At 31.6% G+C, this 15292-nt stretch carries 15 protein-coding genes; 9 read left to right on the top strand and 6 right to left on the bottom strand.

Translation table 11 applies throughout. The features are described from left to right. Positions 1-241: 241 nt before the first annotated feature. Complete coding sequence (locus tag BT107_RS00880) at positions 242-823, top strand: MiaE family protein (RefSeq protein WP_072301873.1); 582 nt, start codon at positions 242-244, stop codon at positions 821-823. A gap of 8 nt (positions 824-831) precedes the next feature. Here the strand turns inward: BT107_RS00880 and BT107_RS00875 are convergent, their stop codons facing one another. The 5 genes from BT107_RS00875 to BT107_RS00855 form a co-directional block, all read right to left on the bottom strand. After that, positions 832-1728: a Ppx/GppA phosphatase family protein gene (locus BT107_RS00875; RefSeq protein ID WP_084639062.1), complete on the bottom strand. Its 897-nt coding sequence runs from the start codon at positions 1726-1728 to the stop codon at positions 832-834. A gap of 9 nt (positions 1729-1737) precedes the next feature. Further along, on the bottom strand, positions 1738-3810 hold the full coding sequence (gene ppk1 / locus BT107_RS00870; protein WP_072301871.1) for a polyphosphate kinase 1: 2073 nt from the start codon (positions 3808-3810) through the stop codon (positions 1738-1740). Further along, positions 3803-4288, bottom strand: coding sequence for a SixA phosphatase family protein (locus tag BT107_RS00865; protein WP_072301870.1), 486 nt, complete (start codon positions 4286-4288; stop codon positions 3803-3805). The genes ppk1 and BT107_RS00865 overlap by 8 nt, the downstream gene beginning before the upstream one ends. A 95-nt stretch (positions 4289-4383) precedes the next feature. Further along, a complete protein-coding gene (locus BT107_RS00860) occupies positions 4384-5559 on the bottom strand; it encodes a GlmU family protein (protein WP_072301869.1) in 1176 nt (391 codons plus the stop codon). A gap of 92 nt (positions 5560-5651) precedes the next feature. After that, positions 5652-5903, bottom strand: a complete 252-nt coding sequence (locus BT107_RS00855) for a type B 50S ribosomal protein L31 (protein ID WP_072301868.1) — start codon at positions 5901-5903, stop codon at positions 5652-5654. A 171-nt stretch (positions 5904-6074) separates the two neighbouring features. On the opposite strand from BT107_RS00855, the gene BT107_RS00850 reads away from it, so the two are divergent. The 7 genes from BT107_RS00850 to BT107_RS00820 are packed head-to-tail and all read left to right on the top strand — an operon-like array spanning position 6075 to position 12742. After that, a complete protein-coding gene (locus tag BT107_RS00850) occupies positions 6075-6593 on the top strand; it encodes a DUF4199 domain-containing protein (RefSeq protein ID WP_072301867.1) in 519 nt (172 codons plus the stop codon). A gap of 37 nt (positions 6594-6630) precedes the next feature. Next, positions 6631-7581, top strand: a complete 951-nt coding sequence (locus BT107_RS00845; RefSeq protein ID WP_072301866.1) for a glycosyltransferase family 2 protein — start codon at positions 6631-6633, stop codon at positions 7579-7581. A gap of 33 nt (positions 7582-7614) precedes the next feature. Further along, complete coding sequence (locus BT107_RS00840) at positions 7615-9324, top strand: phospho-sugar mutase (RefSeq protein WP_072301865.1); 1710 nt, start codon at positions 7615-7617, stop codon at positions 9322-9324. Next, complete coding sequence (locus BT107_RS00835) at positions 9324-11153, top strand: ABC transporter ATP-binding protein (RefSeq protein WP_072301864.1); 1830 nt, start codon at positions 9324-9326, stop codon at positions 11151-11153. The genes BT107_RS00840 and BT107_RS00835 overlap by 1 nt, the downstream gene beginning before the upstream one ends. A 49-nt stretch (positions 11154-11202) precedes the next feature. Beyond that, complete coding sequence (locus BT107_RS00830) at positions 11203-11745, top strand: RNA polymerase sigma factor (RefSeq protein ID WP_072301863.1); 543 nt, start codon at positions 11203-11205, stop codon at positions 11743-11745. A gap of 33 nt (positions 11746-11778) precedes the next feature. Next, entirely contained in the window at positions 11779-12312 is a 534-nt protein-coding gene (locus tag BT107_RS00825) for a hypothetical protein (RefSeq protein WP_072301862.1), read from the top strand. After that, the gene (locus BT107_RS00820; RefSeq protein WP_139254253.1) at positions 12290-12742 is read left to right on the top strand and encodes a hypothetical protein; all 453 of its coding nucleotides are present in this window, start codon (positions 12290-12292) and stop codon (positions 12740-12742) included. The genes BT107_RS00825 and BT107_RS00820 overlap by 23 nt, the downstream gene beginning before the upstream one ends. A 16-nt stretch (positions 12743-12758) precedes the next feature. On the opposite strand, the gene BT107_RS00815 is transcribed toward BT107_RS00820, so the two are convergent. Beyond that, on the bottom strand, positions 12759-13787 hold the full coding sequence (locus BT107_RS00815; protein ID WP_072301860.1) for a WD40/YVTN/BNR-like repeat-containing protein: 1029 nt from the start codon (positions 13785-13787) through the stop codon (positions 12759-12761). Between the two features lie 286 nt (positions 13788-14073). Here BT107_RS00815 and BT107_RS00810 point away from each other — a divergent pair, with 286 nt between their 5' ends. After that, positions 14074-15285, top strand: coding sequence for an RsmB/NOP family class I SAM-dependent RNA methyltransferase (locus BT107_RS00810; protein WP_072301859.1), 1212 nt, complete (start codon positions 14074-14076; stop codon positions 15283-15285). The last annotated feature ends 7 nt before the right edge of the window (positions 15286-15292 follow it).

Here is a 15292-nt window from a genome sequence, read left to right as displayed (position 1 = left end):
TTTCGTCTATTTTATTTCATTATTGAATGATTTATGCTACATTTAGGTTTTAATATAATTTTAACAGTAATACCTACTATTGTATTCTATTATACAAACAAGTGTTCTTTAAATCAATATTATATTTAAAATAACTAATCAACCTAGACCTTTAAAAGGCATATTTTCTACCATAGAAAATATGTCTTTTTTATTTACATACTAATCAATATACCTATTTTTGCACTATAATACATAAATTATGCTAGGCTTAAAACTCCCTACAGACCCACGCTGGGTTAACATTGTAGAAAAAAACATAGATGATATATTAACAGATCATGCTTTTTGCGAACAGAAAGCAGCTGCTACAGCTATTTCGTTAATTGTTGGCTTTCCAGAATACACAGAATTAGTACAAGAAATGATTGCATTATCTAGAGAAGAAATGGGACATTTTAAAATGGTTCATGATCGTATTATTGCTCGTGGTAATACATTAGGCCGAGACCGCAAAGACCTGTATGTAATAGACCTTTTAAAGTTTTTTCCTAAAGGAGGTAGCAGAACAACACAATTGGTACACAGGCTCTTGTATGCCGCTTTAATAGAGGCTCGTAGTTGCGAACGTTTTAGGTTACTATCTGAAGAACTTACAGATAAAGATTTAGCTGAATTTTATCGTAAATTGATGATTAGCGAAGCCGGACATTATACTATGTTCCTAAACTTTGCCAGACAATATGGTGACCGTGATGAAGTTGACCAAAAATGGCAAGATTTATTAGAATACGAAGCTAGTTTAATGAAAAACTTAGGCGAAAGAGGAAATATACACGGGTAATTAAATTATTAAATAGACTCTTTATTTTTTTGATACAAAGTCTTGATCATACCATCTGATAATCCAATTTTTGGCACGTGTATTTTCTTTGCTCCAGACCATTTTGCTGCTGATAAGAAAACACGTGTTGCTGGTATAATAACATCTGCCCTATCTTGGTTTAAACCAAGTTCAGACACCCTATCTTCATAGCTCATACTTTCTAAAAAGTGATACTGAGCATTTAACCAGATATAAGATAATGGCTCCCCTATTTTACGGCCAGACATTTTATGCAACTTATTTATGTTACCACCAGAACCTATTATAGAAACTTTTACAAGGTCTTTTGTATACAACTTAATCCATTCTTCTAACTGGGTCCAGACTTTAACTCCAACCATATCATTTAAAAGTCTAACTGTACCAATTTTAAAAGATTTAGAGGCTATTAGCTTTCCTTCAGAAAAAACGGTAAACTCTGTACTACCACCACCAACATCTATATATAAGTAAGCCTGATCGTTATTAATTAACTCTTTTAAGTCTGTAGAAGCAATTATAGCTGCTTCTTTTTTACCGTCTATAACTTGAATATTTATTCCTGCTTCGTTACGTATTTTTTCTACAACCTCGTACCCATTATTAGCCTCTCTAATTGCAGATGTAGCACAAGCCATATAACCATCTACACCATTTACGTTCATTAATAATTTAAATGCCTTCATAGCATCAATCATTCGTTCTATATTTCTATCAGATATTTCACCAACAGTAAAAGAATCTTCACCTAAACGTATAGGCACCCTAACCAAGGAGCTTTTTCTAAACTCTGTCTTCTTTCCTTTGGTTTCGATAATGTTATGTATAAGCAGACGTATGGCGTTAGAGCCAATATCTATTGCAGCAAGCTTAAAAATCTTCAAAATAAAAATCTATTTATTTAATTTCTCCTTATAATAATTATACAGTGCAAACTGTGATCGCAATTCTGGCATATTATCTTTGCGATATGCATTGTCTTGTTTAACTGAAAATATACGTGCTTTTAAATTATCATTCCAAGAAATATCAAAAGTATCTAATAGTTGTTTTTTAATATCTTTATCGTAAATAGGACAACCAACTTCTACTCTAAAATCCAAGTTCCTTGTCATCCAATCTGCAGATGAAATATAAATTTTTGTATCACCATCGTTACCAAAAATAAAAACACGTGTATGTTCTAAAAATTTATCGACTACACTAATTGCTTCTATATTCTCGCTCATTCCCTTAACTCCGGGAACTAAACAACAAATACCTCTAATAATTAATTGAACTTTTACCCCAGCATTACTAGCCTCGTAAAGTTTGTCTACCATTTTATAAGAAGTTAAGCTATTCATCTTAATTTTTATAAAAGCATCTTTACCTGCCTTTGCATTTTCAATCTCTTGATCTATTAACGCTCTAAAAACATTTTTTGTATAATGAGGCGATACAATTAAGTGCTTGTACTTATTAATTTTATAGCTAGTTTCAAAAAAATCAAAAACTTTATTTAACTCTTTTAATATTGATGAATGCGCTGTAAACAACGTATAATCTGTATAAATTTTAGCCGTAGATTCATTAAAGTTACCTGTACTAATAAACCCATAACGCTTAAGTCCTTCTGATTCTTCTCTCTCTATAACACATATTTTACTGTGCACTTTTAAGCCTGGTACTCCAAAAATAAGCTTAACCCCTTCTGCTTGTAACAACTCTGCATATTCAATATTTGCTTGCTCATCAAACCTAGCTTGCAATTCTATTTGCACCGTTACTTGCTTACCATTTTTAACCGCATTTATTAAAGAAGAAACTACTTGAGAATTACTCGCCAACCTATACACCGTAAGCTTTATGGTTCTTACCTGAGGGTCTAATGCTGCCTCTCTTAAAAATTTAGTGATGTAAGAGAATGTATGGTATGGCGTATACTGCAAATGATCTTTCTCTGCAATACGCTCTAAAATACTACCTTCTAAACTAAAATCTTTAACGGGTAAAGGCGTAATTTTCCCGTACATAAGATCCTTACGACCTAAACTAGGAAATTTCATATAATCTCTACGGTTGTGGTAAATACCACCCGGAATTATACTATCTGTTTCCTCTATCCCCATCTTTTCCATTAAAAAAGCCAAGGTATCTTTTGCTATTCTTTTATCGTATACAAAACGTACTGGATCACTAATTTTACGATGCTCCACACTAGAAGAAATTTTCTCTATAAAACTCTTACTAAGATCATTATCTATATCTAATTCTGCATCTCTAGTAATCTTAATCATATGCGCAGAAATAGACTTATACGTAAACATATTAAAAATATGACGCAGAGAATATCTAATTAAATCATCTAAAAGAATAATATAATTTTTATCACCTTCCTTTGGCAACTCTACAAAACGTTCTATTTCTTTAGGAATCTCTATTAATGCGTACTTATTCTCAGGAATACCGTTTTCATTAACATTATTTAATACCATTTTTATAGCCAAATATGCTGCGGTATCTTTTAATAACGGAAACTCTCTTAAATCGTTTAAAACAATTGTCATTAAACGCGGACTTACTTTTTCTGTAAAGTATGTTTTTATAAAAGCTTCTTGGTTTTTATTAACTTCTTTTTCGTTAATAATAAAAATATTCTCTGTCTCTAACTCCTTTTCTATATCACCTAGAATTTTTAAACTTCTAGTCTGCTGTTTTATAACTATAGTTGTTATCTCCTCTAATAAATCTTTAGCTTTTTCGCCACCTAAAACACTTTTACCTGTTTTACCCGCGTCTACAATACGCTTTACTGTTGCGTAACGTACCTTAAAAAATTCATCTAAATTATTAGAAAATATACCTAAAAAACGTAGCCTTTCTATTAACGGCACTTTTACATCTGCACTTTCTTGCAATACACGCGCGTTAAAACTTAACCAGCTAATTTCTCTATTTATATATTGATTTTTTGTCTTAATCATTCTTCAAATTTTTAGGAAATATTACATTTAGCGTATTACCTTTCGTAATAGCTTTCCATTCTAACACATTAAAATTTAGTTGAACTAAACCTGCCGTGGGTACATTTTCAATTTCTTTATCTCCCCATAAATTAACAATGTGAGTTAACGCATGGTTGTGTCCAAAAATAACAACGTGTTCTAAACTATTGTCTAAAGATTTTATAAAGTTGATAACGTGTTCTCCAGAGAAATCGTAAAGCTCATCATAAACACGTAAGTCACTAGAAGGTATATTTAGTACTCTTAAAAAGATATTACACGTATGCAATGCCCTATTAGCCGGACTTGAAAAAACCGCATCTATAACCGGCTCTTTAATAGCACTAGCTACTAGATAAGCATCATTAATACCACGCTCTAACAAAGGTCTATCTCTGTCTGAAACATCGTAATTCCAAGAGGATTTTCCGTGACGAATTAAGGTTAGCTTTTTCATTTAATTTCAATGCTGTTATAGATTAAAAAATTAAATGGAAAAATACAAAAACTTATTAGAATTTACTTAATGTATTACTGCTTCTTAATTATTATTTAATCTTTTCTCCATTTTTTTGTTTCTTCAAAAACGTGAGTTAAAATTGCAGCATCTTGTTCCGTAAACTCTACATTACGTCTTTCCATCATAACTTTTGCTGTCTCAAAAGCTTTTTTAGTTCCATATGTTGTAAAACCAGAAGCACCACCCCAACTAAAACTAGGCACAAAGTTTCTTGGAAAACCTGGGGCGTAAATATTAACGTTTACCCCTACTACCGTACCCGTGTTAAACATTGTATTTATGGCACTTTTACTATGATCTCCCATCATTAAACCACAGAATTGCAAACCTGTTTGCTCAAATCTTTCTGTTTCATAGCTCCATAACTTAACTTTAGCGTAATTGTTCTTTAGGTTAGAGTTGTTAGAATCTGCACCTATATTACACCATTCTCCTAAAACAGAATTTCCTAAATAACCTTCATGGCCTTTACTAGAATATCCAAAAATAACAGAATTACTTACTTCGCCACAAACCTTACCGTAAGGACCAATAGTTGTAGCACCGTATATTTTTGCTCCCATTTTTATTACAGCATTGTTACATAATGCCAAACCACCACGCACCATAGCACCTTCCCAAATTTCTGCATCTCTACCAACATAAATAGGCCCTTTTGTAGCATTAAGAATACAGTGCTCTACAATTGCACCTTCTTCTATAAAAATGTTTTCTGGGTTTATTACTGTATTGGTTTTAGAAATAGACACACTAGTTCTTCCGGCAGTAACAAGATCAAAATCTTCTTGCAATGCTTCTTCATTCTTAGAAAAAATATCCCAAGTTTGCTCTATAGTTATTACATCTCCCTTAAAGTCTATTACTTCGTAAGTATCAAAATCTATTTCTTCTTGTGCTTCTTTAGCAAAAAAAGCAACAATATTGTCGTTATGGTATATTACTTGGTTTTCTTTTAAATCTTCAATTAAAGCAACCAAAGTAGTATTAGGGAGGTAAGACGCATTAATCATTACATTCTCTTCTAACTCCACCATTGGGTGTTTTTCACTTAAATAGTCTTCTGTTATTGTACTTGTAGTACTCCCAAGATGCATTTCCCATTTTTCACGTATGGTAAGTATCCCTACTCTAATCTCTGCAACAGGCCTAGTAAAAGTAAAAGGTAATAATGCTGTTCTTGCGCTACCATCAAATAAAATATAATTCATAACACTAAAAAGATTTTTAATTAAAAACTAAAAAAAGTCACATTTCAAAATAAATTGAAAAGTGACTTTTTAAATATATTGTAAAGAAATTATTACTTAGTAAATTTCTTGTATTTGTTTTTAAACTTGTCAATACGTCCAGCAGTATCTACTAACTTCGCTTTACCAGTGTAAAACGGGTGAGATGTTCTAGAGATTTCCAATTTTATTAATGGATACTCAACACCGTCTACCTCAAGTGTTTCTTTTGTATTTGCTGTAGATTTAGTTAAAAATACCTCTTCGTTAGACATATCTTTAAATGCTACTAATCTATAATTCTCTGGGTGTATACCTTTTCTCATTTTTTAAAAACTTTAATTCTTCTAAATAAATTTAGCGGTGCAAAAATACGCATTTTTATGAAAACCACAATGTTTATCTAAAAAAAAAGATAAAAAAAATAACGTCCTTTGTACTGTAACAAATTTACTAAAAAGATTACTAACTAAGTAATAACCAAAAATAATATAAAAATGGAAGAAAATTTACCAAAAACTGGAAAATACGCATTAAACTACGGATTAATACTAGGAGGTATTAGCGTGGTGTTTGGGTTAATGTTATTCTCTTTAGATATGCATTACCAAGGCGGCGCAATGGTCTTTGTTGTGTCTATGTTATTAACCTTAGCTTTTATTCTAATAGGTATGTTTCAATTTAAAAAAGCAAACGGAGGTTTTATATCTGTTGGTCAGGCTTTAAAAATTGGAGTAGGCGTTAGTTTAGTTGGCGGTATTATAGGTATAATCTTTAATCAAATACTTGTAGGTGTAATAGATCCTGATTTTATGACTAAAGCAACCGAATACCAGAAAGCAATGCTTTTAGAGTCTGGCTTGACTATAGAACAAATAGAAGCAAATATAGAGATGACCAAACCATTTCAGACACCAACAATGCAAATCTTATTTGGGTTACTGTATAGCATTATAATGGGCTTTATTCTTTCTTTAATTCCTGCATTACTAATAAAAAAGCAAGAAACTATTTAGGAATTTGTACTTTTGAATATATTTTCAAGAGTACCTTATGAACTTATCTATTGTTATTCCCCTTTTAAACGAGGAAGAATCATTAAAAGAACTACATGATTGGATTGTATCCGTAATGCAATCCAATCATTTTTTATATGAAATACTTTTTATAGACGATGGCAGCACAGATAATTCTTGGAGAGTTATAACTGAGTTATCTGAAGTAAATCCAAATGTAAAAGGTATTCGATTTCAACGCAACTTTGGCAAATCGCAAGCCTTACATGCGGGCTTTAAAGCTGTACAAGGAGATGTTGTTATTACTATGGATGCGGATCTACAAGACAACCCAGAAGAAATACCTGAACTTTACAACCTTATTATAAAGGACGGATTTGATCTTATTTCTGGTTGGAAAAAGAAAAGGTACGATTCTGTTATCGCTAAAAATTTACCTTCCAAATTATTCAATTGGGCTGCACAACAAACATCTGGCGTTAAACTACATGACTTTAACTGTGGACTAAAAGCCTACAGAAAAGATGTTGTTAAAAACATTGAAGTTTCTGGCGAAATGCACCGCTACATTCCTGTTCTTGCTAAAAATGCAGGATTTACAAAAATTGATGAAAAAGTAGTACAACACCAAGCTCGTAAATACGGTAACACCAAATTTGGAATGGAACGGTTTATTAATGGGTTTTTAGACTTAATTACAATTTGGTTCTTATCTAAGTTTGGAAAAAGACCTATGCACCTATTTGGTGCCTTAGGCGCATTAATGTTTATAATTGGTTTTGGTTTTGCATTATATTTAGGTATAGATAAATTATTCTTAAATAGATTTGGCAGACTAATTACAGACAGACCACAATTTTACATTGCTTTAACCGCTATGTTAATGGGTAGTCAGTTATTTTTAGCTGGCTTTATAGGAGAAATTATGGTACGCTCTAAAAAAAATGAAACTAGATATTCTATTTCTGAAGAGCTAAATACCAAATAAAAAATAGTTACAACACTAATAAAAAAAATAAAAATGAGTTCAATTTTAGAATCAGCAAAAACTTGGCTTACAACTACTTTTGATGCAAACACAAAATCTAAAGTAGAAGATTTAATAAAAAATAACCCTGAAGAATTAAACGATAGTTTTTATAAAAACTTAGAATTTGGTACTGGTGGTATGCGTGGTATAATGGGCGTTGGAACCAACCGTATAAACAAATATACCTTAGGTAAAAACACACAAGGCATAAGTAATTACCTTAAAAAAGTATACCCTAACGAAGAGTTAAAAGTTGTTATAGCTTACGACTGTAGACACAATAGTGACACACTTGCTAAAACTGTAGCAGACGTTTTTTCTGCCAATAGCATAAAAGTATATTTATTCTCTGATCTTAGAACCACACCTGCTTTATCATTTTCAGTTAAACACCTAAACTGTCACGTTGGTATTGTACTTACAGCATCTCATAACCCACCAGAATATAATGGTTATAAAGTATACTGGACAGATGGCGGACAAATTGTACCTCCACAGGACAAAGAAATTATTTCAGAAATAAACAAACTAGATTTTAGCGAAGTAAACTTTAATGCTGATGAAGCTAAAATTGAATTAATAGATACAGAAGTAGATGAAGCTTTTTTAAATGCATCTGTAGAAAACGGAAACTTTAACGCAAAAGATAAAGACAACTTTAAAATTGTATTTACATCTTTACACGGCACATCTATTACAGCTGTACCAGAGGTTTTAAAACGTGCCGGTTATAAAAATGTAACTATAATAGAAGAGCAAGCAAAACCAGACGGTGATTTTCCAACGGTTGTTTCTCCTAATCCAGAAGAACCAGAGGCACTTTCTATGGCTATAAAAAAAGCTGAAGAAATTGATGCTGATATCGTTATTGGCACAGATCCAGATTGCGATAGACTAGGTATTGCTGTTCGTAATTTAGAAGGAAAATTAGAGTTGTTAAACGGTAACCAAACAATGGTTTTAATGACCAAGTTTCTTTTAGAGCAACGCAAACAAAAAGGGTTTACAGGAGACGAGTTTATTGGCTCTACAATTGTATCTACTCCAATGATGAACAGGTTAGCAGATCTTTACAATGTAGAGTGCAAAACAGCTCTAACTGGTTTTAAATGGATTGCTAAAATGATAAAAGACGCGCCTAATCAATATTTTGTAGGTGGTGGCGAAGAAAGTTTTGGTTTTATGGTTGGTGATTTTGTAAGAGATAAAGATGCTGTTACCTCTACTCTACTTGCTTGCGAAATTGGAGCAAATGCTAAGGCCAACGGAAGTTCTTTTTACAAGGATTTAATAGACACCTACGTAGACTGTGGTTTTTACAAAGAAAAGTTAGTCTCTTTAACAAAAAAAGGAGCTACTGGAGCAGAGGAGATTAAGCAAATGATGGTAGATTTTAAAAACAATCCTGTAACTACAATAGATGGTTCTAAAGTAGAATGGATAGAAGACTACAATACATCTACAGCTAAAAATATAATTACAGGAGAAGAAAAAGAAATTACTATTCCTAAATCTAATGTTCTTATTTACATAGCAAAAGATGGCACTAAAATGGCTGCTAGACCAAGTGGAACAGAGCCTAAAATAAAATTCTACTTTAGTGTTAATGCTAGTTTAGAAAAAGCTGAAGATTACAAAGAGATTAACTCACAATTAGAAGATAAAATAAACAGAATTCTAAAAGAACTGAATTTAAATTAATGAATTACTTTAAAAAAATATTAGTTTTTGCTAAGCCATACAAAAAGTATGCAATACTAAATATAATTGCCAATATCTTTTACGCTCTATTTAGCACACTTGCAATGGTATCTTTATTTCCTATGCTTGCTGTACTTTTTGGAGATACAGAAGCTGTCACTGTAGCGCCACAATGGGAAGGATTAGCAGAGATTAAAGACTATGCCATAGACTACTTAAACTTTTTTATTACACAAAACGTTAGCAACGGAGACCAAGGAGATGCTCTAATGCTAATGGTTAGCTTAGTTATAAGTATGTTTTTCTTAAAAAATGTATTTGGCTACTTAGCTATGTATTTTATTACATTTTTAAGAAACGGTGTTCTAAAAGATTTAAGAAATGCTTTGTATGATAAAACTGTAGAGCTACCAATATCTTACTATTCAGAAAAAAGAAAAGGAGATACAATTGCACGTATTACATCTGATGTTTTAGAAATTCAACATTCGTTTTTATCAGTATTAGAATTAATAGTAAGAGAACCTCTTACTATTATATTTACAATTGCAGCAATGCTTACTTTTAGTCCGCAATTAACTTTATTTGTTTTTATTTTTCTACCTATTTCTGGATTTTTAATCTCATTAATTGGTAAATCGTTAAAAAAGAAATCGGATAAAGTACAAAAAGAACAAGGTACATTTTTATCAATTTTAGAAGAAACCTTGGGTGGTTTACGCGTTATAAAAGCTTTTAATGCAGAAAAAACTTTTGCAGGAACGTTTCAAAAATCAACTAATAGATTTTTTAAATTTTCTAATAGCTTATTAAACAGACAAAATCTTGCATCTCCTGCTAGTGAATTTTTAGGTATTGGCGTTATTGGTATTCTTTTATGGTATGGTGGACAAATGGTATTGGTTGAAAAAACTTTAGAAGCGGGTTTATTTATAACTTATATGGGACTTGCATACCAAATACTAACTCCTGCAAAAGCAATGAGTAAAGCATCTTATGGAGTTAAAAAAGGTAATGCAGCCGCAGAACGTGTTTTAGAGATTTTAGAAACTAAAAATCCTATCGCAGAAAAAGAAAATGCAATTGTAAAAGAAGATTTCCAGAACAACATTACATTAAAAAATATATCTTTTAAGTATGAAGATGAGTACGTTCTTAAAAACTTTAATCTAAAAGTAAACAAAGGAAAAACAGTTGCTCTTGTTGGACAGTCTGGTAGTGGAAAAAGTACTATTGCAAACCTTGTTACTCGTTTTTACGATGTTAACGAGGGTGAAATAACAATAGATGACAATAACATTAAAGATCTAACTAAAAAGTCGCTTAGAAACTTAATGGGACTAGTTACACAAGACTCTATTTTATTTAACGATAGTATAAAAAACAACATTGCTTTAGGTAAAATTAATGCTACCGAAGAAGAAATTATTGAAGCTGCTAAGATTGCTAATGCTCACGACTTTATAATGGAGCAACCAAATGGCTATGAAACTAATATTGGTGATAGTGGTAACAAGCTAAGTGGCGGACAAAAGCAACGTTTATCTATTGCACGTGCGGTTCTTAAAAATCCTCCAATAATGATTTTAGACGAGGCTACATCTGCTTTAGATACAGAAAGCGAGCGTTTGGTACAAGATGCATTAGAAAAGATGATGCAAAACAGAACCTCTATTGTTATTGCACATAGGTTATCTACGATACAAAGTGCAGATACAATTGTAGTTTTACAAAAAGGAGAAATTGTAGAACAAGGATCTCATGCAGAATTAATTAATAACAATAGCGTTTATAAAAAACTAGTAGATATGCAATCTTTTGATGCATAGAATTAAACCTTTTTCACTTATAAAAGTCTAAATTTTAAATATACACAATTTGGTAACCGAAGAAACTTTAGTACATCAATTAAAACAAAAAGACTCACAAGCCAAGGCTTTTGAGGTTTTAGTTGACACCTACAAAGTAAGGTTATATTGGCATATTCGTAAAATTGTACTGAACCACGAAGACGCAGATGATGTTTTACAGAACACCTTTATTAAGGTATATAAAAACATCGATGGTTTTAAAGGCGATAGTAAACTATTTTCTTGGATATATAGAATTGCGACTAATGAATCTTTATCATTTTTAAAGACTAAATCTAAAATGTTAGGCGTAACTAATGAAGAATTACAAGACATTTTACTCCAAAATTTACAGTCAGACGTCTATTTTGAGGGTGATGAAATTCAATTAAAGCTACAAAAAGCAATAAACACATTGCCCGAAAAGCAAAAATTAGTGTTTAATATGAAATATTTTGACGAGTTAAAATACGAAGAAATATCAGAGATACTAGGCACTTCCGTTGGTGGTTTAAAGGCTTCTTACCATCAAGCAGCAAAAAAAATTGAAAATTATTTAAAAAGCAATTAAACCATTTAGAGTATTGACAGTCAAATTATAAGTATGAAAAGTCTACCAAAAAATAGCGGATTTAAAACCCCTGAGTCATATTTTGAAAATTTCTCAGAAAAACTGAACAATTCTATTGCTCAAGAAACTGCTATTCCAAAAACCGAAGGCTTCACCATTCCTGACGACTATTTTAGTACACTGCATACCAAAATTCAAACCAAACTAAACCAAAAAGAACCTAAGGTTGTTAAACTACATTCTTTTAAAAAGAAGCTATATGCAGCCTCTAGTATTGCAGCCGCAGTTGCTATTTTAATTGCAGCCGTAGTATTTAACAACTCAAGTTCTACAAGTATCACTTTTAACGACATAGCCGCATCTGACATAGAAAGCTATTTTAATGAAAATGATATAGAATTCTCTACTTACGACCTGGCACAGATATTACCTGTAGATGACATTAATATTTCTGATGTTGTAGAGAGCAATTTTAATGAAAATGAAATTATGAATTACTTGGAGTCTAACAATAGTATAGACATACAAGATATATATTTAGAAGATGATGAAGAACAATACCCGTAACCTAATAGCTGTTTTAGTTTTCTTTGTAGGAACTACAGTTTTTTATGGTCAAAAAAATGATTGGGAAAAAATTAAATCCCTAAAAGTAGCCTACTTTACAGAAAAATTAGAATTATCTAGTAGTGAAGCTAAAGGTTTTTGGCCTATATATGAGAATTTTGAAAAAGATCTTCATAAATTATATGAAGGCAGAAGAGACTTAAAAAAAAAATATGATTACAGTAATTTATCTGAAAAAGACTCTAAACACTTACTAGATACGTATTTGGAATTCGAAAGAGAGAAAGTAGATATTACAAAAACATACTACGCTAAAATAAGCAAAGTATTAAGCTACAGAAAAACATACAAACTTGCACGTGTAGAAGAAGAGTTTAAAAGACAATTAATACGCGAGTATAGAGATAAACATCAAAAAGGAAAGCAATAAGCTTTCCTTTTTCTTTTTAGTTAAATACCAATTTAGCTATTCGGTCTTTACCTGCAGCATAAGCAATAGTATCGTTTACAAATCTAATTGTATAAAAACTCTCGCTAGATAATTCTTTCCAAGTTTGTCCTTTATCCTTAGAATAAGATATTCCAGTAAAACCCACAGCAATCAACTCGTTACCTTTTCTTCCTGGTACAAATTGAACACAGCTTTTATAATCTGGCTCTTTACCATCTGCTATTAGATTCCAAGTTTTACCTCCATCTAAAGTAATAGCCTTGTTTCTTATATTTTTTTCTGGTTTTGTAAAATCGCCACCAATAGCAAAACCTAAATTTTGATCATAAAAATCTATAGAGAATATACCGTGTGTCTCCCCTAGTCCATCCATAGGAACAGTATATATTTCCCAAGTTACTCCCTTATCATTAGAAAAATAAACACGTCCCTTAGTGCTTGCTACCCACGTTTTATTGCCCACAATAGCAATATTAGTATTACTAGCAGCAAAAGCACCTTCACCAGCAATACCTTCTGGTAAACTAGCGCAAGCAACCTTATTCCAAGTTGCGCCAGCATCTCTAGTAATAATAACAGACAAACAACCATCTACACTATCGCCAACAGCAATACCTTCTGCATTATTCCAAAACTTAATAGCGTCGTAAAAAACACCTTCGCCTTTTTCTGTATAAACTAACTCCATCTGTCCGTTTTCACCTGTTTTATATAATAACGCAGGGTTAGTTACAGATAACATAAAAAAGTCCGTTGCTGTATGTGCGGTAGCTCTAAACTCTGGTAAAATAGTATCGTATTTTTGTACGTTAGTTAAAACTTTATCCGTTTTTAAATCTACAGAACCAAAAATGCCATTGCTACCTGCAAAACCTAAACTACCATCTAAAACATCTATAGCTCTAATACTTACTTTTTCTGTGTAGATATCTTTAACAGTAACAGCAGAAAACGATTTTACCTCTTTCTTATCTTCACAAGCAAAAAGTGCTAATGAACACAATACAAATATTACTTTCTTCATTTTTATCTAATTTTATGTACTCAATTACAGCTATAAAACAGAGTACTTCTTTATTTAAATACGCAAGAACATCTTTAAATAGCTATTAACACACATATATTTCATCAAAAATAAGTGTATTCCTTTCTAAAACAATACCTTTGCAGCCATATTTTTTTAAACGAATTGAATGTAATTTTTCTTCCGTGAAATTTTACATAGAAGAATAATTAAATTTATATACATTCTAGGATAGGTTTGCGTTTTGCGAACATCTAGATATCAAAAAAAATAATAAAAAGTAAAAATGAAATTACATAGAAACTTAGTATTTGCGGTTATAGACGCACTAAACCTTATTTTTAATGAAGACGAATATGCAGATAAGGTTGTAGAAAAAGTTTTAAAGTTTGATAAGCGTTGGGGATCTAGAGATCGTGGTTTTATAGCTGAAACAACATATGATATAGTACGTTGGAAAAGACTATACACAGAAATAGCAGAAGTTAAAGCTCCGTTTAGCAGACCTAATTTGTTTAGAATTTGGACTGTTTGGGCTGTTTTAAAAGGAATAGAGTTACCAGATTGGAAACAATTAGAAGATACACCTACAAGAAGAATTAAAGGTAGATTTGATGAATTGTCTAAAATTAGAAAGTTTAAAGAATCTATTCCAGATTGGATAGATGAATTAGGAGAAAAAGCTTTAGGCGATAAAAAATGGACCAAAGAAATGAATGCTTTAAATATGCAAGCACAAGTTGTTTTACGTGTAAATACACTAAAAGCAACTAAAGAAAGTTTGCAAAAAGCATTATTAGAAGACAATATTATTGCTAACCCAATTAAAGGATACCCAGATGCATTAGTACTTACAGAAAGAGCTAATGTTTTTAAAACTGAAGCTTTTAAAAATGGTATGTTCGAGATGCAAGATGCGTCTTCACAAATGGTTGGTCACTTTTTAGATGTTAAACCTGGTCAACGTATTATAGATACTTGTGCTGGTGCTGGTGGTAAATCTTTACATATTGCTGCTCTAATGGAAAACAAAGGGCTTTTAATTGCTTTAGATATTTACGGCAACAAATTAAAAGAACTTAAAAGACGTGCTAAAAGAGATGGCGCTCACAATATTGAAACAAGACCAATAGACTCTACCAAAGTAATTAAAAAACTATACAATAGCGCAGACCGTGTTCTTATAGATGCACCTTGTACTGGACTTGGAGTTTTAAGAAGAAACCCAGATGCTAAATGGAAATTACAACCTGAGTTTTTAGAGAAAATTACTAAAACACAGCAAGAAATTTTACAAAGCTATAGTAGAATGGTTAAAAGTGGTGGTAAGTTGGTATATGCAACTTGTTCTATTTTACCGCAAGAAAACAACGATCAAGTTATTACATTTTTAGCTTCTGAGGCTGGTGCAGACTTTACTTTAACAAAAGAAGATAAGATATACGCTTCTACTTCTGGTTTTGATGGCTTTTATATGGCTATGTTAGAAAAAAAATAAATAAAAA

The organism is Cellulophaga fucicola (assembly GCF_900119145.1).
GTDB classification, from domain to species: domain Bacteria; phylum Bacteroidota; class Bacteroidia; order Flavobacteriales; family Flavobacteriaceae; genus Cellulophaga; species Cellulophaga fucicola.
The sequence above is the reverse complement of the archived record's forward strand: the minus strand, read 5'-3'. Positions and strand labels throughout refer to the sequence as shown.